Source organism: Enterobacter sp. 200527-13 (assembly GCF_027924865.1).
Lineage (GTDB): Bacteria > Pseudomonadota > Gammaproteobacteria > Enterobacterales > Enterobacteriaceae > Enterobacter > Enterobacter ludwigii.
Genome location: NZ_BSCM01000001.1, coordinates 914,841 through 935,880, shown reverse-complemented (window position 1 = coordinate 935,880; position 21,040 = coordinate 914,841). Strand labels below are relative to the sequence as shown.

Below are 21,040 nucleotides of genomic sequence, written 5' to 3'. Positions count from 1 at the left end.
GCCGGATAAGCACAGCGCATCCGGCTTTTTTACATGGAGGGGATGATGAAAAGATATCTGATCGCGGGGGCTGCATTGCTGCTGAGCGCGAACGCGCTGGCAGAAGAGTGCGCAAATGCGACCACCCAGCTTGAAATGAACACCTGTACGGCGCAGCAGTACCAGGCAGCCGATAAAAAACTGAATCAGACGTATCAGGCTGCCATCAAACGCGCAGAAGCCCCACAGCGTGAGCTTCTGAAAAAAGCACAGCAGGCGTGGATTGCCCTGCGCGATGCCGACTGCAACTTTATCGGGTCGGGTACTGAGGGAGGCAGCGTCCAGCCGATGATCATCAGCCAGTGCCTGAACGAAAAAACCGTTGAGCGTGAAGCGTTTCTTGCCTCACTGATGCAGTGTGAAGAGGGCGATTTAAGCTGCCCTCTTCCGCCGGGAAACTAACGCACGCGGATCCCTTCAATGATCATCTGCTGAACGTTTTCCAGCGTGCTGTGGAAAAACGCCTCATCCTGGAGCGTTTTACCGGTCACCGCTTCAACCTGGGCCGCAAAGTCAGCGTAATGCTGAGTGGAGGCCCAAATCATAAAGATCAGATGATGTGGGTCAACTGGAGCCAGCTTCCCGCCCGCCACCCATCCGGCAATAATGGCCGATTTCTCGTCAACCAGCTGTTTTAAATCCCCGGTCAGCTCCGCCTGCAACAGCGGTGCGCCCTGCAGCATCTCCAGGCAGAACAGCCGTGACGCCTGCGGATAATCACGCGACACCTCCAGCTTCAGGCGAATGTACTCCCTGATCGCCACCAGCGGGGCAAGCTCTTCGCGAAACGCCTTGAGCGGCGCCAGCCAGATATCGAGGATCTGTTGCATCACCGCAATATAAAGCGCCTCTTTCGACGGATAGTAGTAGAGCAGATTCGTTTTCGACACCCCGGCCTGTTCTGCCACCTGCTCAAGACGCGTGCCATGAATACCAAACTGCGAAAAGGTCTCCAGCGCCGCACCGAGGATGGCCTGCTTCTTCGCACTGACTGCCTGCGAACGTTTACCGGGTGTTTTCACTGCACCTTGTGTCATTCCCGCTCTCCATATTTTGCGTTGCCATCAGCATAGCAAAACCCCTCACCGACCACGACACTCTGCACTCCGATCGCGCATGAATGCCTGTTTTCTGTGCAATGTTTTTGACCATTTAGTCCACATTTGCATACCTCAATTAACCAACCATTGATTAACACATTAATAACAAAGCCATTTTCAAAACTGGCATTGCCTTTGCAAAACCCTTTTTACCTGCAACGTCGTAAAGAGAGGTTCGTGATGAAAATTGGCGTATTTGTACCTATCGGCAACAACGGCTGGCTAATCTCGACCACCGCCCCGCAATACATGCCTACTTTTGAGCTGAATAAGGCCATCGTGCAAAAGGCGGAGCACTACCATTTCGATTTTGCGCTTTCGATGATCAAGCTGCGGGGTTTCGGCGGCAAAACCGAATTCTGGGATCACAACCTGGAGTCCTTCACCCTGATGGCCGGGCTGGCAGCCGTCACCTCGCGCATTCAGATCTACGCGACGGCCGCCACCCTCACCCTGCCGCCGGCGATCGTTGCCAGAATGGCCTCCACCATCGACTCCATCTCCGGTGGTCGCTTTGGCGTTAACCTGGTTACGGGCTGGCAAAAACCTGAGTATGAGCAGATGGGGATCTGGCCGGGCGACGAGTATTTCTCCCGCCGCTACGACTACCTGACCGAGTATGTGCAGGTGCTGCGCGATCTCTGGGGCACCGGCAAAAGCGACTTCAAAGGTGATTACTTCACCATGAACGACTGCCGCGTCAGCCCGCAGCCTTCCGCCCCGATGAAAGTGATCTGCGCCGGGCAGAGCGACGCAGGAATGGAATTCTCCGCTAAATACGCCGACTTCAACTTCTGCTTTGGCAAAGGCGTGAATACCCCAGCCGCCTTCGCCCCGACCGCGGCACGCATGAAAGAGGCCGCGGACAAAACCGGTCGCGATGTGGGTTCCTATGTCCTGTTTATGGTCATTGCCGACGAAACCGACGACGCCGCCCGCGCGAAATGGGAACGGTATAAGGCGGGCGCGGACGACGAAGCGCTGAGCTGGCTCACCGAACAGAGCCAGAAAGATACCCGTTCCGGCTCGGACACCAACGTCCGTCAGATGGCCGACCCGACCTCAGCGGTCAACATCAACATGGGCACGCTGGTCGGTTCCTATGCCAGCGTCGCCAGAATGCTCGATGAAGTGGCCGCCGTGCCCGGTGCGGAAGGCGTGCTGCTGACCTTCGATGAGTTCCTGACCGGTGTGGAAACATTCGGCGAGCGCATTCAGCCGCTGATGCAGTGCCGCGCCCACATTCCTGCCATCACAAAGGAGGTCGCGTAATGACCACGCTTGCAGCACGTCCGGAAGCCATCACCTTTGCGCCGCACCAAAGCGCCCTGATTGTGGTGGATATGCAAAACGCCTATGCCAGCCAGGGCGGCTATCTGGATCTGGCGGGATTTGACGTCTCCGCCACCCGACCGGTAATTGAGAACATTAAAACCGCAGTCAACGCAGCCCGCGCGGCAGGCATGCTGATCGTCTGGTTCCAGAACGGCTGGGACGATCAATATGTGGAGGCCGGTGGCCCGGGCTCTCCCAATTTCCATAAATCGAACGCCCTGAAAACCATGCGCAAACGGCCCGAACTGCAGGGCACACTGCTGGCGAAAGGCAGCTGGGATTACCAGCTGGTGGATGAGCTGGTGCCAGAGGCAGGCGATATCGTGCTGCCCAAACCACGCTACAGCGGCTTTTTCAACACCCCGCTCGACAGCCTGCTGCGCAGCCGGGGGATCCGTCATCTGGTCTTTACCGGCATCGCTACCAACGTCTGCGTGGAATCCACCCTGCGCGACGGCTTCTTCCTGGAATATTTTGGCGTGGTGCTGGAAGACGCCACCCATCAGGCCGGGCCGGCGTTTGCGCAGCAAGCGGCCCTGTTCAACATCGAAACCTTTTTTGGCTGGGTCAGCAACGTCGCGGATTTTTGCGACGCCCTGAATCCACCATTAGCCCGTATTGCCTGAGGAACAAGACCATGCCGAAATCCGTGATTATTCCGCCAGGAACCAGTACCCCGATTGCCCCGTTCGTGCCCGGCACGCTGGCCGATGGTGTGGTGTATGTATCCGGCACGCTGCCGTTTGATCAGCACAATAACGTGGTCTACCCCAACGACCCAAAGGCGCAAACCCGCCACGTGCTGGAGACGATCAAAAAAGTGATCGAAACAGCGGGTGGCACAATGGAGGATGTGACGTTCAACAGTATCTTTATCACCGACTGGAAAAACTACGCCGCGATTAACGACATTTACGCCGAATTCTTTCCCGGTGATAAACCGGCCCGGTTCTGCATTCAGTGTGGGCTGGTGAAGCCAGATGCGCTGGTTGAAATCGCGACCGTTGCACACATCGCAAAGTGAGGCGGCCATGAAGCTCTCTGTCTCACCTCCCCCTTACGACGGCGCGCCCACGGTTGTCCTGATTGCCGGGCTTGGCGGGGGCGGCAGCTACTGGCTACCGCAGCTTGCCGTCCTGGAGCAAGAGTACCAGGTGGTGTGCTACGACCAGCGCGGGACGGGCAATAATCCCGACGTGCTGCCGGAAGCATATAGTCTGGCGATGATGGCCGACGAGCTGGCCCGGGCGCTGAATGCCGCCGGGATCGTTCGTTACTGCGTCGTGGGTCATGCGCTGGGGGCGCTGATCGGCCTGCAGCTGGCGCTCGACCACCCCGATGCCCTCAGCGCGCTGGTGTGCGTGAACGGCTGGCTCACTCTGAATGCTCATACCCGACGCTGTTTCCAGATCCGCGAACGCCTGCTTCATGCAGGCGGCGCACAGGCGTGGGTAGAGGCACAGCCGCTGTTTCTTTACCCGGCCGACTGGATGGCCGCCCGCGCGCCGCGCCTGGAGGCCGAGGAGGCCCTGGCACTGGCCCACTTCCAGGGCAAAAACAACCTGCTGCACAGGCTGAATGCCCTGAAGAAAGCGGACTTCAGTCGCCATGCGTCACGCATTCACTGCCCGGTACACCTCATCTGCTCCGCCGACGATCTGCTCATCCCTGCGGTCTGTTCCACTGAGCTGCAGGCGGCCATCCCCGGCAGCCACAAGGTGGTGATGCGTCAGGGCGGGCACGCCTGCAACGTCACCGAGCCAGAAACCTTTAATACGCTGCTGCTGAACGGGCTTGCCAGCCTGCTGCACAGCCCTGAACCCGCTTTATAAGGAGCCCTGATGAGCGAAGCGATTACCCCTGCCGCGCTGGCATCACTGTTTACCGGCGCACGCACCCATAACGGCTGGCAGGCGATCCCCGTCAGCGACGAGACGCTGCGCGAGATCTACGACCTGATGAAATGGGGTCCCACGTCCGCCAACTGCTCGCCAGCGCGGATTGTGTTTGTACGAAGCGCAGAGGGAAAAGAAAAACTGCGCCCGGCGCTTTCCAGCGGCAACCTGGAGAAAACCCTCACCGCCCCGGTCACGGCGATTGTCGCCTGGGATAGTGAATTTTATGAACGCCTTCCCGCCCTGTTCCCCCACGGGGATGCGCGGAGCTGGTTTACCTCAAGCCCGGCGCTTGCCGAAGAGACCGCCTTTCGCAACAGCGCGATGCAGGCGGCTTACCTGATTTTCGCCTGTCGGGCGCTGGGGCTCGATACGGGCCCGATGTCAGGCTTTGATCGCCAAAAAGTCGACGACGCGTTTTTCACCGGCACGTCGCTGAAAAGTAATCTGCTTATCAATATTGGCTATGGCGATACCAGCAAACTCTATGGCCGTTTGCCGCGTCTGGCCTTTGAAGACGCATGCGCACTGGCATAAGGAGCCATCATGATGACACCCGATAAACAAACCTTCCGTGATGCCATGGCCTGCGTCGGTGCGGCGGTCAATATCATCACCACCGACGGTCCTGCCGGGATGGCGGGTTTCACCGCCAGCGCGGTGTGCAGCGTAACGGATTCGCCGCCCACGCTGCTGGTATGCCTGAACCGTGGCGCATCCGTCTGGCCGACCTTCAGTGAAAACCGCACCCTGTGCGTCAATACCCTGAGCGCCGGACAAGAGCCGCTATCAAACCTGTTTGGGGGGAAAACCCCGATGGACGAGCGCTTCGCCGCCGCGCGCTGGGAGACCGGCGAAACGGGTTGCCCGCGTCTGGAGGAGGCGCTGGCCTCGTTTGACTGCCGTATCAGCCAGGTGGTGAGCGTGGGCACGCACGACATCCTGTTTTGCGACATCGTTTCGATTATTCGCCACCCCGCGCCGCAAGGGCTGGTGTGGTTTGACCGCGGCTATCACGCGCTTATGCGACCCGCCTGTTAACCCTCCTTAAGGAGTCAGCTCATGGCAATGTTCGGTTTTCCCCACTGGCAGTTGAAATCGACCTCTACGGAACCTGGCGTGGTCGCGCCGGATGAAAGGCTCCCGCTCGGGCCAACCTTAGTGATGGGGGTTCAGCACGCGGTCGCGATGTTCGGCGCAACGGTGCTGATGCCCATGCTGATGGGGCTTGATCCCAATCTGTCCATTCTGATGTCGGGTATCGGTACCCTGCTGTTCTTTTTCATCACCGGCGGGCGCGTGCCCAGCTATCTTGGTTCCAGCGCTGCGTTTGTCGGCGTGGTCATCGCCACCACCGGCTTTAACGGTCAGGGCATCAACCCGAATCTGAGCGTCGCGCTCGGCGGCATTATCGCCTGCGGGCTGGTCTACACGCTGATTGGCCTGGTGGTCATGAAGGTCGGGACGCGCTGGATAGAGCGGATGATGCCTCCCGTCGTCACCGGGGCGGTGGTGATGGCAATTGGTCTGAACCTTGCGCCAATAGCCGTCAGAAGCGTCTCCGGTTCGCCCTTTGAAAGATGGATGGCGGTGATCACGGTACTCTGCATTGGCCTGGTGGCGGTGTTTACGCGGGGGATGATCCAGCGACTGTTGATCCTGGTGGGGTTAATCGTTGCCTGTCTGGTGTACGCCCTGTTGGCAAACGTCTTCGGTCTGGGCAAGCCGGTTGATTTTACGCTGCTGCATAACGCCGCCTGGTTCGGCCTGCCGCAGGTGACGTCTCCGGTCTTTAACACGCAGGCGATGATGTTAATCGCGCCGGTTGCGGTGATCCTGGTGGCAGAAAACTTAGGCCATCTGAAAGCCGTTGCGGGTATGACCGGGCGCAGCATGGACCCTTACATGGGCCGCGCCTTTGTCGGCGACGGTCTGGCTACCATGCTCTCCGGCTCGGTCGGCGGTAGCGGTGTAACGACCTACGCTGAAAATATTGGTGTGATGGCAGTGACCAAAGTTTACTCCACCCTGGTCTTCGTGGCGGCAGCGGTGATGGCGATGCTCCTCGGCTTCTCACCGAAATTCGGCGCGCTGATCCACACCATTCCCGCACCGGTGATTGGTGGGGCATCGATTGTGGTATTTGGTCTGATTGCCGTTGCCGGGGCACGCATCTGGGTGCAGCACCGTGTCGATCTGAGCCAGAACAGCAACCTGATTATGGTGGCGGTCACGCTGGTGCTGGGGGCGGGAGATTTTGCCCTGACGCTGGGCGGCTTCACCCTTGGTGGGATTGGCACCGCAACCTTTGGCGCAATCCTGCTTAACGCCCTGCTGAGCCGCCGGGAAGCGGCCGCACCGCAGGGCGACGTGGTACATCAGGACTCTTGATTTATCGCAGCGCTGTCACGCTCTGGCAGCGCTTTTTTCTTCCGTTTCAGCTTCAGCTCACTCACCAGCACGCCGGCGACAATAAACGCCGCACCCACCAGCGCCAGCAGCGGTAAACGCTCTCCCGCGATACGCCCGAAAATGCCCGCCCATACCGGTTCACCGGTATAGATAACCGTCGCACGCGTCGGGGAAACGCTGCGCTGCGCCCAGTTCATGGTGACCTGGATAATGGCGCTAAAGATGCCCAGCCCCAGCGCCACCACAACCAGCCCGGTGGACATCGGCGGAACAGACTCCCCTGCCGGCACCATGGTGGCAAAAGCCACCAGCGACGCGGTCGCCAGCTGAACCACGGTGACGCGCTTGACGTCCACTTTGCCAGCCCAGGCGCTGATCAGAATAATTTCCGCTGCAATCGCGATAGCGCCCACCAGCGTAATGATTTCGCCCGGCCCCAGCGCCAGCAGGTTGTTTTCCGGCCCGGCAAGCAAGATAAGGCCAATAAACGCCAGTACGATCCCCGTGCAGGACATCAGACCCGGTATTCTCCCCAGACAGAGCCATTGCAGTAACGGCACCAGCGGCACATACATGGCGGTGATAAACGCCGATTTGCTGCTGGTGATGGTCTGTAATCCCCACGTCTGCAGACTGTAGCCCATGGCAATCGCAACCCCTATGGCCACCCCGGCCTTCAGTTCTTTAAGCGTCAGCCCGCGCAAGGTTTTAAGCGAGAGTAATCCCACGGCAATCGCCGCCGTCGCAAAGCGCAGGCCGACAAAAAAGAACGGACCGCTCAGCGTAACCGCATACTGGACGGCAAGAAAGGTTCCGCCCCAGAACATGGTGATCAGAATGAGAAGGGCTTCCTGAGGTTTGACGGAGAATGTGAAACGGGAGAGAGACATGCGGCACCAGCAAATAAGCATCAATCCTCTAGTGTGCGATGCCTTTGGTTACAGTTCAATGTTGCAGAAATAAAAAACCGCCGGGAGATCCCGGCGGCAGGGTATCAGCCCGGCGTATTACTTATTGCTGCCATGACTGTTTTTACCCCCTTTTTTGCCAGCTTCTGATGCGCGCTGAGGGTCATTTTTGAAATTCCCCCCGCTAGACTGGCCACCTTTACGACCTGCTTCTGATGCTCTTTCACGGTCTTCAGCGAAATTACCTGAACCACCACGATGGTTTGCCATCTCTAACCTCCAGAGTGTGAAACATTAGACATCATATTGCATTCAGTAAAAGAGGATTCTTTCACCGCGCGGCTGAAGGACAGTGCCTTTATCTGTGCCGCGTGAAATTAAGCTTAGTGGAATGCGGCTATCCGGCAAGTCAGAGGTAATATTCTGCAACATGATCTCAGCCATTCGGGTGAGATTACGCGACGGCCATTTATAAGCCTTTCTTATCATTTTAAAAATCCGCAGCGGGAAAGTTGTTTCATTTTGCTACAAAGCGCTTTTGTATCCATATTGTTATAAATCAAAGAAATGCCGTTCATTTTTGCAGTCTGGCTGTGATGACATATCTTTAAATGAACGCAGCGATCCGCTGTCAGAAAACACAAACGAGGAGTGATGCAAAATGGCAAAAGTTCTGGTGCTCTATTATTCCATGTATGGACACATTGAAACCATGGCTCACGCGGTAGCAGAAGGTGCAAACAGAGTGGACGGCGTAGAAGTTGTGGTGAAACGCGTACCGGAAACGATGCAGGCTGAGGCGTTCGCCAAAGCCGGGGGGAAAACACAAAATGCCCCGGTTGCCACCCCGCAGGAACTGGCTGATTACGATGCCATTATTTTCGGCACCCCTACCCGATTTGGCAATATGTCAGGCCAGATGCGGACCTTCCTCGATCAAACCGGAGGACTTTGGGCATCCGGAGCGTTATACGGCAAACTCGCCAGCGTCTTCAGCTCCACCGGGACCGGCGGCGGTCAGGAGCAGACGATTACGTCAACCTGGACTACCCTTGCTCATCATGGGATGGTGATTGTGCCGATTGGCTACGGCGCGCAGGAACTGTTTGATATTTCCCAGGTTCGTGGCGGGACACCGTACGGCGCCACCACCATTGCCGGTGGCGATGGCTCCCGACAGCCGAGCAACGAAGAGCTCACTATCGCCCGCTATCAGGGTGAGTATGTCGCAGGCCTCGCCAAAAAACTGAACGGCTAACTCAACAGGAGGACAAGCATGCCAACTCAAGAATCCAAAGCCCACCGCGTGGGTGAATGGGCAAGTTTACGCAACACCTCTCCGGAGATCGCCGAAGCCATTTTTGAAGTCGCGAACTATGACGAGAAGCTGGCAGAGCAGATTTGGGAAGAAGGCAGCGATGAAGTGCTGGAACGTGCCTTCGGGAAAACGGACAAAGACGCGCTCTTCTGGGGTGAGCAAACCATCGAACGTAAAAACGTCTGAACGTTTCCCCCCGCCTGAGCGGGGGGTTTTACCTATTTCGCCGCGTTATTCATCACCGCATTGAATTTATCGATTGGGCAAAAACCGTTCGCATCAACCGGACACCCCTTCAGCTCCAGCGTCACACGCTGTGCCGGCGCATCCAGTGACAGTACGCTGGCGTTACGCAGCTGGTCGGCGCTCTGATAGACATACTCAATCTTCATGAGCTCCTGGTTGGCGTTTTTATCATGCCAGCGCTGGAAAACAATTTTCCCGCCAATTGGCGTCCGCTCGTGCTGGTCATGCAGCTGGTACGGTTTGAAATCCAGCGCCGTAAGCAGCGACGCGATATTGGAATCATGCCCCACCAGCAGGGTGATTTTCGGCGCTTTCGCCTGCCCGGTGACGAGGGCCTGGTCGATATACTTCACCAGCGGTTTGGCCACGTTTTGCGCCACCTCGGTGGAGGTAAACAGCGAGTCCTGATAGCCATTTTTCAACTGCGACAACACGCGCCACTGCTGATCGGTTTTAATTTCCCCCCAGGCAACCTGGTCTGCCGGGAAGCCTTCGTAATACTGCAGCGTGAAGGCATCCACCAGCGAGTTACCGACTTTTAACGGCCCCGATACGCCAGGTTCTTTTTCATAGTCGGCGCTGAAGGTATCTTTCGCCTCTGCCAGCGAGCACACGTTCTTCTCTTTACAGGACGGTGAATCGGCGTAATTCGTCATCTGCTCCAGCAGCTTGTAGCTCTCGCCAAGCTGCATTTTCTGCCGCTCAGTCTCCATCGCCTTCAGCGCTTTTTCACGGAATGCAGGTGAGTTATCCGTAATCACCGGGTTAAAGGTCGGATCCATGGTGCCCATTTTTTCCTGATGATGCACAGGCACATCGCACCCCGGGAAGGCGCCGGTGATAAAGAACTGCGCGGTGGCGACAGTGCGCTGCAGGCTGTTGGCATAGGCATATACGCTATCCGCGGCCGGGCACTCGCCGGTTTTCACCATCCCCTGCTGTGCCAGCCACTCGCGCATATAGTGGCCCATGTAGACTTCAAGCACGCCACCTTTGGTGGTGAGCTGGCCGCCTGGCACCTCCCATTCTGGCCACTGCTTCGGTGTGGATTGCTCGAGCACGCTGCCATTATTGGCGAGCGGCGCGCGCAAATTATGGCGACTCATGATTAAAACTTGTTCCAGCTGATACCCTTCCGGCGTCTCTTGCGCCTGCACGCCAGATGTCACTGCAATGGAACCGGCGATTGCCAGCGCGAGTAGTGCTTTTCTCATCCCTAATTCCTCACTCGTTTTAAAATGTCGCAGTGAGTGTGACAGATTCGTGACAATTTTCCGGGAAGCGTTTCGCAAACTGAGGATTACTTTTCAAGGCGATCGCCGTATTCGCTCATCCAGTCGGCCAGCGGGGAGAGCGCGCTCTGCAGGGTTAATCCCAGCGCGGTTATCTGGTACTCCACCCGCGGTGGGATCTCCGGGTAGATAGTGCGCGACACCAGCCCGCGCTGCTCAAACAGGCGCAACTGCTTCGTGAGCTCTTTTTGCGTGATGGGGGCGGCGGCGCGCAGCAGATCGCCAAACCGGACCGGTGCATTGAGCATAATCAGGCGATAGAGCACCGGGATCGCCCACTTACCGGAAATCAGGTTTACAAACTGCGTCATCGGGCAGAGATAAACCTCAGATTTTTTTTCACAGGGTATAGTGAGTGATTCCGCCATAGCACACCTCTTGCCTCATTAGTATCCAAATGGTACCTGGTTTCCTTTCGATACTAACGTTTCTATAGTGCTTTCTCCAGAGTCATTTCAGGAGAAGCACATGGGTCGTTTAGCAGGTAAATATACGCTGATTACCGGCGGCACTTCCGGTATTGGACTCGCTACCGCGCAGGAATTTATTGCCGAAGGGGCGCACGTTGCTGTCACCGGACGTAACCCAGATACCCTTGCCGAAGCACAACGCATTCTGGGCGATAATGCCTGGGTTATTCCGACCGATGCGGGTGACATCGCCGCGCAAAAAGCGCTGGCGGACACGCTCGCCTCTCGCTGGCCACGTCTTGATGCCGTGTTTATTAACGCCGGCGATGTGACGCACGGGCTGCTTGAAGAGTGGCAGGAAGACGCCTGGGATCGCCTGATGGGCATCAACCTTAAAGGACCGTTCTTTTTGATTCAGGCCCTGCTGCCGCTGCTCAATAATCCCTCCTCTGTGATCCTGTGCGGGTCCGTGAGCGCCCGCATCGGGCTGCCTGCCAGCAGCGTTTATGCCGCCAGCAAGGCGGGATTACTGTCGCTGGCACGCACGCTGTCAGGGGAGTTGTTGCCGCGCGGTATTCGCGTCAACGGCCTGAGCCCGGGTCCGGTAGAAACACCGGCATTTAATAAAACGGGGTTAAGCGAGGAAGCGCTCAAGGCGATGCTGGGGGATATCACCAAACTTGTGCCGCTGGGCAGAATGGGCACGCCGACGGAGCTGGCGAAAGCCGCGCTCTATCTTGCCTCTGACGAATCGCGCTATATGGTGGGAACGGAACTGCTGGTCGACGGCGGAATGGGAAACCTGTAGGTCAAAAGGCGCTGATGCCGGTGACGATGCCGACATACAGCGCCGCCCATACGACGGCTGAAATCAGGCTTACCGCGTACACCTTCGCCGCGTTCAGTCTGAGCATGCCCGCTGCCAGCGGGACGATATAACGCAGCACCGCCAGGAAACGCGCGGTAAAGAGCACCAGCACGCCGTTTTTCTGCAGCTGATGTTGTACCCGCAAAAATTTCTCGGCGTGCCGGGAGGTGAAGCGCGTGACCAGCCGCGTGTGGCCCATCAACTGGCCGATATGATAATTCAATACCGACCCTGTTGTGGCACCCGCCGCGACAGCCAGCCACGTCAGTCCCGGATGCAGGCTGGTCTGGCTGACGGTGATCCCTGCCAGCAGCATCACCGAGGCCGGCGGAAGCACGGAGGAAACCAGTACCGTAGACTTGCTCAGCGCGATGACGAAAAGCAGCGCGAACAGATGCGTCGGATAGAGCGCAAAATGATTCAGCAGATTGTCAAACCACGTCATATTCCACCCCGCAGCGTTCGTGATGCTGACCATTAGAAACGAACAACCTTAAATGGGGTATCAACCGCTCAGACCTCCAGCAGGAAGGCATTAACGACACGCGAAAATGTCAGCGCCATTTAGAAACACAGAGGTGTGGAATTATACTCTCTTGAGCAATAACCACCGTCATTGATGAATAATCGATGTCATTAATACGCGGGATTAAATTATTGTTCTAAACGTTTCTTAAACGTCTTTTAAATTCCACAGCGCGACGTTTAAAGTGGCGTATTATCCCTCTCGTTTTACAACGATCTCGTTATGGCGAGGCTCCTGTACAAATACACGTTATCGCTCTGGTGGGTTCGAGAGAACCGGCACAGGGTAAAACAGGCACTGTCGAATCAAGGCTTTGTCAGTATAACTTCCCTTACGGGATACGGTGTACAGTGCTGAACCCAGGACGTGGGGATCTCCTCTTCGACATGCCCTGTCTTGCTCGCCCCTGAGAGATTTTATTATTCAAAGGGAATTCACTATGTCTTACGCTATTCACAATCAAAACCTGGCATTCAATGACAGCGCAATCGCGCAATATATGAATACCGATTTTATCGTCCTCGATATTTCATTATGCGTGGCGCTGGCACGCGAGCAATTTTTCGAAAAATTAAAAGACGATGATATTCCATCGCATATTTTCCTCGAAGATAACGGTCGGCTGGCAGGCATGGTTGCGGTGCGCAAACTGCTGCAGACCGCCGATACGGTACAGCCGGTGAAAACGCTGATGATTTCTCAGTTTCTGCAGGTCAAACCGGAAGACGAGCGTGCCGATGTCGCCGGGCTGCTGGCCCACGGCGAGGCGGATGTCGTGCCGGTGGTCACGCACGGTAAAGTGGTCGGCTGCCTGACCGAACGCGAAATCGCCCATCTGCTGGAAGATGATGTCACCGAAGATGCCCAGCTCCAGGGAGCAACGCTGCCGCTGGAAAAGCCGTATCTGGAAACCAGCCCCTACAGCCTGTGGAAAAAACGCTCCGTCTGGCTGCTGCTGTTGTTTGTCGCTGAAGCCTATACCAGCTCGGTTATTCAGCACTTCGAAGAAGCGCTGGAATCCGCCATTGCCCTGGCCTTTTTTATTCCGCTGCTGATAGGGACCGGTGGGAACAGCGGGACGCAGATCACCTCCACGCTGGTACGTGCAATGGCGCTGGGTGAAGTGCGCCTGCGCGACGTTGGCCGCGTGTTACGAAAGGAGATGACCACCTCGCTGATGATTGCCGCCACGCTTGGTCTTGCCGGGTGTGTTCGCGCCTGGATGATGGGTATCGGGCTGGAAATTACCCTTATCGTCAGCCTGACGCTGGTCTGTATTACGCTGTGGAGTGCGATTGTCTCGTCAGTTATTCCGATGGTACTGAAGCGCTGCGGCATTGACCCGGCCGTCGTTTCCGCGCCCTTTATCGCGACGCTTATCGACGGAACCGGTCTGATTATCTACTTCAAGATTGCGCAGTACACGCTGGGGCTGGAATAAGAGTGCAGCACCTCACCCACCGGGTTGAGGTGCTCACCGTTTTACATATCGCCAAGCTGATGTGCGATATCACGAAGCTGTTGCGCCAGCGCCTGCAGGTTTTTGCCCTTCTCACCTTTCGGCCCGGTCGACTGCCGCACCACCAGCCGGGCAGGCAGAATGGATGACATGCGCACGGCATTGTCTTCGCCACTGTCAAGAATGCGGCGCACCGCCTCTTTCCCCTGCAGATCCAGGTCCAGCGATACCGTGGTCAATGCCGGATAGAAGAATGAGCTTTCGTAGGTGTCATCGTAGCCAATCACCGATTTTTCACCCGGAATGGAAATCTGATGCTGATGGAAAGCACTTAGTACCCCCAGCGCCATCTGGTCGTTGGCCACCAGCACGGCAGAAAATTGCGGCGTCTCGCGCAGCATCTGCAATGCACCCGCGTAACCGCTCTGCGCATCCCAGTTCCCGCGGATCACCGAGGCCGGCTCCAGACCGTAACCTTTCAGGGTTTCAATCCAGCTTTTCAGCCTGAGCTGCGCCGAGACAGAAGACGCTGGCCCCGCCAGCAACGCGATTTCCCGGTGCCCCAGTTCGTAAAGATATTTGACGCTGGCACGGGTGCCATCTGCTGGGTTAAACGAAACGTTAAACACGGAACTGTAAGGGTCAACGTCGAGGAACAGACAGACGATATCGTCGTTGTCCGTCGCGATTTTCTGCGCCTGCTCTGCTTCCAGCGGGACGTTGATGATCACCTTACTGACGAGCTGAGATTTCAGTTCATTGATCGAATCCTGGATGCTGTGGTTGACGTTCTCATCAATCATGGAGATCAACACCTGATACCCTTCCACATTTGCATAGCGTTTTACCGCCGCGGCGACCTGTGACGGCGCATGCAAAGCCAGCGAAATCGTCACCAGTCCGACGGTCTGGGTCTGCTTTCCGACCAGCTGCTGCGCCAGGCGGTTCGGGACATACCGCAATAACTCTATGGATTTCTCCACCTTGTGACGCGTGGCTTCGGATACATTGGCAGATTTATTCAGTACCCTGGACACGGTCTGATAGGAGACGCCCGCATGGCGTGCGACGTCCTCTAACGTTGCGCTTTTCGACTTCATGGTCCGGTTCCTTATATTGTTATGCGCTGATTGTATCAGGGGCGATATAAAAAAACGCCCACTGGGCACTTTCGGCTGCCATAACACCATCAAAAAGTATTACGTTCACAATACTACATTTCTGGTCACACCTCATCAATCGTAACAAAATTGGCTATTTTATTTGCACTTAATCACAGATTAACGATCGCGTAATTGCCAGAAAAAAGGTTTAGGCATTTTATGACAACGGATTTGTGAACGTATTACAAAACAATAAGAGGGTAACAATGAACACGACGATCCGCTCTGTATCTGTTGCGTTGGCTGCCGCGTTAGCGTCTCCTTCGCTGTTTGCAGCGTCTTCAGTACCAATTGATTTTCATGGGTATCTTCGCTCCGGTGTGGGCGTCTCACGGGATGGTGGGATGGAGGAGTGGCAAAAAAATAAAATTGGCCGTCTGGGTAACGAGGCCGATACCTACGGCGAGCTGGAGCTGGGCTCAGAGGTGTACAAAAAGAACGAAGTCAGCTTCTACCTCGACAGCATGGTGAGCATGGTCTCTGACGGCTCTAACGACAATGAAACCACCTTCGGAGACGATGCGCAGTTCGGGTTGCGTCAGTTGAATCTGCAGATCAAGGGGCTGATCCCCGGCGATCCGAACGCGGTGATCTGGGGCGGTAAGCGCTACTACCAGCGCCATGACCTGCACATCATTGACACCAAATACTGGAACATCTCAGGCGCGGGTGCCGGTATCGAAAACTACACGCTCGGACCGGGTGCGGTGTCCGTGGCCTGGATCCGTGGCGATGCCAACGACGTAGACTACCGCGTGGACGGCGATAGTGACGTCAATATCAACTACATCGACCTTCGCTATGCGGGCTGGAAGCCGTGGGCGGGTGCATGGACTGAAGTGGGCATTGATTACGCCATGCCAAACCCCACCAATAAGCAGAAAGAGTACGGTGGGCTGTATGAGGCCGACAACGGCGTCATGGTCACCGGTGAGATCAGCCAGGACATGTTAGGCGGCTACAACAAGCTGGTGCTGCAGTATGCGAACAAAGGCCTGGCGCAAAACATGGTGTCCCAGGGCGGCGGCTGGTATGACATGTGGAACTACGTGAACGACGCCAGCGGCTACCGTGTGATTAACACCGGCTTAATTCCGATTACGGACAAGCTCTCCTTCAACCACGTGCTGACCTGGGGCTCGGCGGATGACACCACGCAATTCACCGATAAATCGCGCCTTGTCTCTCTGGTGGGTCGCGCGCAGTACCAGTTCACCGAATACGTGCGTCTGATTGGTGAAGTGGGCGGTTTCTACCAGAAAGATACCTACACCGACGGCTCCAGCTACAAGCAGAGCGGAGAGAAGTACACCCTCGCACTCGGACTGGCGGATGGGCCTGATTTTATGTCGCGTCCGGAACTGCGCGTCTTCGCCTCTTACCTGAATGACTCCGAGAAAGGACAATCCTTCGAAGACGGCACCGCAAATAATACCTGGAATTTTGGCGTGCAGGTGGAAGCCTGGTGGTAATGTTTATTTCCTGATATGCGTTAATCGTTATTGTATCTCCAACAACTGGCAGTCTATTCTCCTCGTTTGGGATAGCCATTATTTTGGCTATCCCTTTTTTATTATTAATGACTAAAATGCGCATCTAATAATTGCCGCAAGGTATCAGACTGCCGGCCAAATATCGCATGCACCTGCTGGCCGATAATAATCACGCCCAGCGCCCCCTCCTGTTGTAACGCCTGCGTATCCACCTTATTTAAATCTTTTACCGTGACGCGCAAACGGGTAATACAGGCTTCAACATGTTCGATATTATCGTCGCCGCCGAATGCAGGAATTAAACGCTGAGTTATTTCACTGTCCATAATACGCCTCTCTGTTATGCAGATAAAAAAATGCCTGCTCATAGAGCAGGCGCCTTCAGATTGATTAGCCAGGGTTGTACGACGCGACGCCCTCAGCGACTACGCTTTACGCCTGAGTACCCGACAATCCCACGGCAGCAGAGCAGTATCACCCACGGCGGCGGCATCGGTCATGCAGTCGGTATACCCCTGCGGTAGCGTAATGAGCTGCTGCTGGGCGGTGTAGTTCTGCACAAACACCCACGTGGTTTCGCCGTCCGTGCGGGCCGTTGCCACCACACCCGGTGGGAAATCGCATTCCATGGCCCGCGGCAGCGCCAGTTCGTCAATAATCCCGGCGAAGAAATCACGCTGGAACGGCAGATCGTTGCGCGACGCCACATGCCACGCTTTCCCCTTACCGAAACGGTTCACCGTCACGGCAGGCCGACCGGCGTAGAAATCATCCCGGTAGGTCGCCAGCGGCTGAGCGTTTTCGACATGGATCAGTTCGCACAGATGACGAACCTGATACGGCCCCTGCAGGCCAGCCGCATTACCCGCCAGCCCCTGTACCAGATTACGTTCTCCCTCACCGAGACAGTCGATCTCTTCTGCCCAGATGCCGAGCAGTTTACGCAGCGGCCCCGGGAACCCGCCGAGATGACAAAGATCGCTTTCATCCACGATGCCGCTCCAGTAGGTGGTCACCAGATGGCCGCCCCCGGCGACAAACGCTTCTGCGCGTTCGGCGAAGCCTTCCCGCACCATATAAAGCATCGGCGCAATCACCAGCGCGTACTGGCTGAGATCGCCGTCGGCATCAATCACATCCACCGCGATGCCTTTTTCCCAGAACGGACGGTAGTGTTCGTTAACGGTTTTTTCGTACTCCATCCCCATGTTGCGCGGCCCTTCGGCATCGTCCAGCGCCCAGCGATTTTGCTGGTCGAAGATAATCGCCACCCGTGCCTGCGTGCGACACCCGACCACCCCCGGCAGGCGCTCAAGCATTTCGCCCAGACGCGTCACTTCGCGCCCGACACGCGTATCAAGATGCCCCACGTGGTCGATAACCGCCCCGTGGAATTTCTCCACCGAACCGCGGCTTTTACGCCACTGGAAGTACTGTACGGCATCGGCCCCGTGTGCCACCGCCTGCATTGACGAAAGAATATGCATCCCCGGCTTTTTCAGCTTGCTGGTCGGCTGCCAGTTGGTGGTGCTCGGCGTGGACTCCATCAGCACAAAAGGTTTGCCGCCTTTCAGGCTGCGCATCATGTCGTGGTACATGGCGGTGTAGCAGGCGAGCTGGGTTTCGTCTTTCTCCTTGTGCCACATCGGGTAGCTGTCCCAGGAGATAAAGTCGATCGCTTTCGCAAGCTGCCAGTAGTCGTAATCGTAGAAGTACTCCATGAAGTTGGTCGTCACCGGCAACGCTGCGTTGACGGCTTTTAGCGGCGCAACCTCATGGCGGCAGAAATCTGTTACCTGCGCCGTATTAAAGCGGCGCCAGTCGAGGTTCAGACCGTGAATGGACACCTCGCCCTGCGGCGCAGGGGACTCAATCTGCGACCAGTCGCTATAGGTGTGGCTCCAGAAGGTGCTCCACCATGCGTGGTTCAGCGCATCCAGGGTTTTGTAGCGCGCTTTCAGCCAGTCACGAAAGCGCTCCTGGCACAGATCGCAGTGGCACTCACCGCCGTACTCATTGGAGATATGCCAGCCCAGCACCGCCGGGTGCTGTGAATAACGCTCAGCCAGTAAGGTATTCATTTTCAATGTCTTCTCACGGTACACCGGGGAAGACATACAGTGGTTATGACGTCCACCGTGCAGCGCAGGCACGCGGTTACGCCCTACGCGCAGCACCTGCGGGTATTTTTGCGACATCCATGCCGGGCGCGCACCGCTCGGCGTGGCGAGGAAAATATGGATCCCCGCTGAATATAATTTATCAATGACGTTATCCAGCCAGACAAAATCATATTCCCCTTCACGCGGTTCGAGCTTCGCCCAGCTAAATATGCCCACCGACATGACATTACATTTCGCCTGCTGCATCATGGCAATATCTTTTTCAATAATACCGGGGTAATTCTCCCATTGCTCCGGGTTATAGTCGGCGCCATGCAATAACGCAGCGACCTTCGAACTTAAAGGCGCAAATTTATTCATATTAAAAACGTCCTGAAGTGAAACAGAATACTATTTAAATACCGTTATCGACGGCAGCACTTTGCCATGACAATCAAATAACGCCTGGTTTTCGCGGGCATTTCCCTCTTTCCAGTCATCATGGATATATTTCATGCCGGTTTTGGTGGCCCATGTGGTGCCCGGTACGGCAATCCAGGTCGGCTCCCAGTAGAACAGACCTTTACCGCGACGATCGGGAACGTCAATCACGGCCTGCATTAAATCGTGGATATAATCGTACTGACCCTGCACGGTGCCGGGGTAGCCACCGTCCTTCTCTTCTTTGGCCTGGAAACTGTTTTCTGCGTTATCGCAGTTCTCCAGCGTATAGCCATAGGCCGCTTCCACCACAATCACGTCTTTGTTATAGCGTTTGCTGATGTCATCCATATTGGCTTTGAGCGCGCCGATCGGGCCATTCCAGTAGGTGTACATCGACAGGCCGATAATATCGAACGGCACATCGCGCTTCGTGATCTCATCAAACCACCAGCGGAAGGTGTCATTTTTAGTGCCTTCGGCCAGGTGCAGCATAATTTTCACCTGCTCGCCGTCGGTCAGGTTCTCTTTCATCCCGCTGATTGCGGCGTTGAGTAACCCGGCTACGCGGTCAAACTCGCCGCCACCCTGCCCCCAGCTTTTGCCTTCCGGCCAGAGCAGCCCGCCATTGATTTCATTACCAATCTGGACCATGTCCGGCAGCACGCCCTCTTTTTTAAAGCGGGCAATGGTGTCGCGCGTATAGTCATGGATTGCCGTTTTAAGCTGCGGGTAATCCATCTTCTCCCAGGCTTTTGGTTTGAACTGTTTGCCCGGGTCGGTCCAGAAATCGCTGTAGTGGAAATCGAGCAGGAGTTTTATGCCCTGGGCCTTCACGCGCTTCGCCAGCGCCAGCGTGTTTTCCAGATTGTTACTGCCGCCCCCGTAGGTATTTCCGTTGGCATCCTGCGGATCCACCCACAAACGCAGGCGCACATAGTTCACGCCGTTGGCTTTCAGAATGGCAATCGCGTCCTGCTGCTGGCCATTCTGGTTATAAAATGTTGCGCCATGCTGTTCCGCCTCGAGCAGCGTCGAGATGTCCGCCCCCTTAATAAAGTCTGCCGGCATGGCGTTAAAAGGACGCGTTTTTACCCCGTCCGCGGCGAACGCACTCGCGGCAAGACCGCAAGAAAGACAAACAGCAAGCAAAGCGGGTTTGAGTCTTTTCATGGTTATCCCTTAGTACTCCCGGAAGTCAGACCGGAGACGAAGTATTTTTGTAAGGCCAGATAGAGGATCGCGACCGGCACCGCAATCAGCACCGCGCCTGCCGCGTAGGTGGTGTAACTGGCACCCATTTTTTGTGCCACCAGGTTATAAAGCCCGATGGGTAAGGTGTATTTGTCCGGGGTGCGCAAAATGGTGCTGGAGAGAATGAAATCCCCCAGCGGCCCGGTGAAGGAGAACAGCGCCACCACCGCCACAATGGGTTTGGAAAGCGGCATGATGATCTCGATGAAGATGCGGAAGTTACTGGCTCCGTCCATGCGCGCGGACTCATCCAGATCCTTAGGAATGGCGTCCAGGTAGCCCTTCATCAGATAGGTGTTCATTGGGATCATGCCGCCAACGTAAATCAGCACCAGCGCCAGATGGCTGTTGATTAAGCCCAACAGCTGCGAGAGCACGAAGATGGCAATCAGCGCCGAGAACTGCGGGATCATCTGCAGCAGCAGGAAGAGCATCAGTCCGTTCTGCCGCCCCTTAAAGCGAAAACGCGAGAAGGCATAGGCGGTAAAGCTAACGCTGATTAAGGTCAACACCATGGTCAGGAAGCTGATTTTCATCGAGTTCCAGTACCACGTCATGTAGTTCACCTGACCATTAAACAGGTCGGCGTAATGCTGGAACGACAGGTTCTGCGGAATAACAGAGGAGCTTAACAGGCTGTTGCCCGCGTTGAGTGAGGCGCCCACCGTCCACACCAGCGGGTAAATGATGATGACCGACACCAGCACAATAACCAGCCAAGAGAGTGAAAGGCGGACCCATTTCTCACGTTTAATACTTTGTGATTTAGCCATTGTTAC

The 21,040-nt window shown here is 56.1% G+C and carries 24 protein-coding genes and 1 riboswitch; of the genes, 13 read left to right on the top strand and 11 right to left on the bottom strand.

From position 1 onward, the window contains the following. Positions 1-45 precede the first annotated feature (45 nt). A complete protein-coding gene (locus tag QMG44_RS04355; RefSeq protein ID WP_020884714.1) occupies positions 46-441 on the top strand; it encodes a lysozyme inhibitor LprI family protein in 396 nt (131 codons plus the stop codon). On the opposite strand, the gene rutR is transcribed toward QMG44_RS04355, so the two are convergent. After that, positions 438-1,076, bottom strand: a complete 639-nt coding sequence (rutR, locus tag QMG44_RS04350; protein WP_020884715.1) for an HTH-type transcriptional regulator RutR — start codon at positions 1,074-1,076, stop codon at positions 438-440. The two genes, QMG44_RS04355 and rutR, sit on opposite strands and share 4 nt — an antisense overlap. A gap of 243 nt (positions 1,077-1,319) precedes the next feature. Here rutR and rutA point away from each other — a divergent pair, with 243 nt between their 5' ends. Genes rutA through rutG form a run of 7 tightly spaced genes read left to right on the top strand, consistent with a single transcriptional unit; the run spans position 1,320 to position 6,760 of the window. Beyond that, a complete protein-coding gene (gene rutA, locus QMG44_RS04345; RefSeq protein WP_025204484.1) occupies positions 1,320-2,411 on the top strand; it encodes a pyrimidine utilization protein A in 1,092 nt (363 codons plus the stop codon). Continuing rightward, entirely contained in the window at positions 2,411-3,100 is a 690-nt protein-coding gene (gene rutB, locus QMG44_RS04340) for a pyrimidine utilization protein B (protein WP_020884717.1), read from the top strand. Before rutA ends, rutB begins: the two co-directional genes overlap by 1 nt. A gap of 11 nt (positions 3,101-3,111) precedes the next feature. Then, a complete protein-coding gene (rutC, locus tag QMG44_RS04335) occupies positions 3,112-3,498 on the top strand; it encodes a pyrimidine utilization protein C (RefSeq protein WP_020884718.1) in 387 nt (128 codons plus the stop codon). Between the two features lie 7 nt (positions 3,499-3,505). Next, on the top strand, positions 3,506-4,306 hold the full coding sequence (gene rutD / locus QMG44_RS04330) for a pyrimidine utilization protein D (protein WP_020884719.1): 801 nt from the start codon (positions 3,506-3,508) through the stop codon (positions 4,304-4,306). 9 nt (positions 4,307-4,315) lie between these two features. Beyond that, on the top strand, positions 4,316-4,906 hold the full coding sequence (locus QMG44_RS04325) for a malonic semialdehyde reductase (protein WP_086532700.1): 591 nt from the start codon (positions 4,316-4,318) through the stop codon (positions 4,904-4,906). Between the two features lie 9 nt (positions 4,907-4,915). Further along, positions 4,916-5,410 carry an NADH-dependent FMN reductase RutF gene (rutF, locus tag QMG44_RS04320; protein WP_014169496.1) on the top strand — a complete coding sequence of 165 codons (495 nt, stop codon included), beginning with the start codon at positions 4,916-4,918 and terminating at the stop codon, positions 5,408-5,410. 21 nt (positions 5,411-5,431) lie between these two features. Further along, a complete protein-coding gene (rutG, locus tag QMG44_RS04315) occupies positions 5,432-6,760 on the top strand; it encodes a pyrimidine utilization transport protein G (RefSeq protein WP_086532701.1) in 1,329 nt (442 codons plus the stop codon). Here the strand turns inward: rutG and QMG44_RS04310 are convergent. Further along, complete coding sequence (locus QMG44_RS04310) at positions 6,748-7,671, bottom strand: DMT family transporter (RefSeq protein ID WP_041162529.1); 924 nt, start codon at positions 7,669-7,671, stop codon at positions 6,748-6,750. The two genes, rutG and QMG44_RS04310, sit on opposite strands and share 13 nt — an antisense overlap. Positions 7,672-7,788: 117 nt before the next feature. Continuing rightward, positions 7,789-7,959: a general stress protein gene (locus QMG44_RS04305; RefSeq protein WP_001273664.1), complete on the bottom strand. Its 171-nt coding sequence runs from the start codon at positions 7,957-7,959 to the stop codon at positions 7,789-7,791. Positions 7,960-8,350: 391 nt separating this feature from the next. Here QMG44_RS04305 and wrbA point away from each other — a divergent pair, with 391 nt between their 5' ends. Both wrbA and QMG44_RS04295 read left to right on the top strand, forming a co-directional pair. Further along, entirely contained in the window at positions 8,351-8,947 is a 597-nt protein-coding gene (gene wrbA, locus QMG44_RS04300; RefSeq protein WP_014169491.1) for an NAD(P)H:quinone oxidoreductase, read from the top strand. Between the two features lie 18 nt (positions 8,948-8,965). Further along, positions 8,966-9,193: a YccJ family protein gene (locus QMG44_RS04295; protein ID WP_014169490.1), complete on the top strand. Its 228-nt coding sequence runs from the start codon at positions 8,966-8,968 to the stop codon at positions 9,191-9,193. 32 nt (positions 9,194-9,225) lie between these two features. Here the strand turns inward: QMG44_RS04295 and agp are convergent, their stop codons facing one another. Beyond that, positions 9,226-10,467 carry a bifunctional glucose-1-phosphatase/inositol phosphatase gene (gene agp, locus QMG44_RS04290; protein WP_025204488.1) on the bottom strand — a complete coding sequence of 414 codons (1,242 nt, stop codon included), beginning with the start codon at positions 10,465-10,467 and terminating at the stop codon, positions 9,226-9,228. A gap of 86 nt (positions 10,468-10,553) precedes the next feature. Beyond that, positions 10,554-10,913, bottom strand: coding sequence for a helix-turn-helix domain-containing protein (locus tag QMG44_RS04285; protein ID WP_020884724.1), 360 nt, complete (start codon positions 10,911-10,913; stop codon positions 10,554-10,556). A 100-nt stretch (positions 10,914-11,013) separates the two neighbouring features. On the opposite strand from QMG44_RS04285, the gene QMG44_RS04280 reads away from it, so the two are divergent. Further along, entirely contained in the window at positions 11,014-11,763 is a 750-nt protein-coding gene (locus tag QMG44_RS04280) for an SDR family oxidoreductase (RefSeq protein WP_032681279.1), read from the top strand. A gap of 1 nt (position 11,764) precedes the next feature. Here QMG44_RS04280 and QMG44_RS04275 read toward each other — a convergent pair whose 3' ends face one another. Next, positions 11,765-12,268 carry a DedA family protein gene (locus QMG44_RS04275; RefSeq protein WP_032670645.1) on the bottom strand — a complete coding sequence of 168 codons (504 nt, stop codon included), beginning with the start codon at positions 12,266-12,268 and terminating at the stop codon, positions 11,765-11,767. A gap of 290 nt (positions 12,269-12,558) precedes the next feature. After that, a riboswitch (M-box (ykoK) riboswitch) is annotated at positions 12,559-12,728 on the top strand. Between the two features lie 60 nt (positions 12,729-12,788). Between QMG44_RS04275 and QMG44_RS04270 the strand changes: the two genes are divergently transcribed. Next, on the top strand, positions 12,789-13,790 hold the full coding sequence (locus QMG44_RS04270) for a magnesium transporter (RefSeq protein WP_032677848.1): 1,002 nt from the start codon (positions 12,789-12,791) through the stop codon (positions 13,788-13,790). A 41-nt stretch (positions 13,791-13,831) separates the two neighbouring features. Here the strand turns inward: QMG44_RS04270 and QMG44_RS04265 are convergent, their stop codons facing one another. Next, complete coding sequence (locus QMG44_RS04265; protein WP_032677847.1) at positions 13,832-14,908, bottom strand: LacI family DNA-binding transcriptional regulator; 1,077 nt, start codon at positions 14,906-14,908, stop codon at positions 13,832-13,834. A 269-nt stretch (positions 14,909-15,177) separates the two neighbouring features. Here QMG44_RS04265 and QMG44_RS04260 point away from each other — a divergent pair, with 269 nt between their 5' ends. Beyond that, entirely contained in the window at positions 15,178-16,443 is a 1,266-nt protein-coding gene (locus tag QMG44_RS04260) for a maltoporin (protein WP_086532703.1), read from the top strand. Between the two features lie 104 nt (positions 16,444-16,547). Here QMG44_RS04260 and QMG44_RS04255 read toward each other — a convergent pair whose 3' ends face one another. From QMG44_RS04255 to QMG44_RS04240, 4 genes are all read right to left on the bottom strand, one after another. Next, positions 16,548-16,790 (bottom strand): glucose PTS transporter subunit EIIB, encoded by a 243-nt coding sequence (locus QMG44_RS04255; protein WP_074164888.1) that lies wholly within the window; start codon positions 16,788-16,790, stop codon positions 16,548-16,550. A 99-nt stretch (positions 16,791-16,889) separates the two neighbouring features. Further along, positions 16,890-18,947, bottom strand: a complete 2,058-nt coding sequence (locus QMG44_RS04250; RefSeq protein WP_086532704.1) for a beta-galactosidase — start codon at positions 18,945-18,947, stop codon at positions 16,890-16,892. Positions 18,948-18,977: 30 nt separating this feature from the next. Then, a complete protein-coding gene (locus QMG44_RS04245; RefSeq protein ID WP_040017106.1) occupies positions 18,978-20,180 on the bottom strand; it encodes an arabinogalactan endo-beta-1,4-galactanase in 1,203 nt (400 codons plus the stop codon). A 2-nt stretch (positions 20,181-20,182) separates the two neighbouring features. Continuing rightward, positions 20,183-21,034, bottom strand: coding sequence for a sugar ABC transporter permease (locus tag QMG44_RS04240; RefSeq protein WP_014169479.1), 852 nt, complete (start codon positions 21,032-21,034; stop codon positions 20,183-20,185). Positions 21,035-21,040 lie beyond the last annotated feature (6 nt).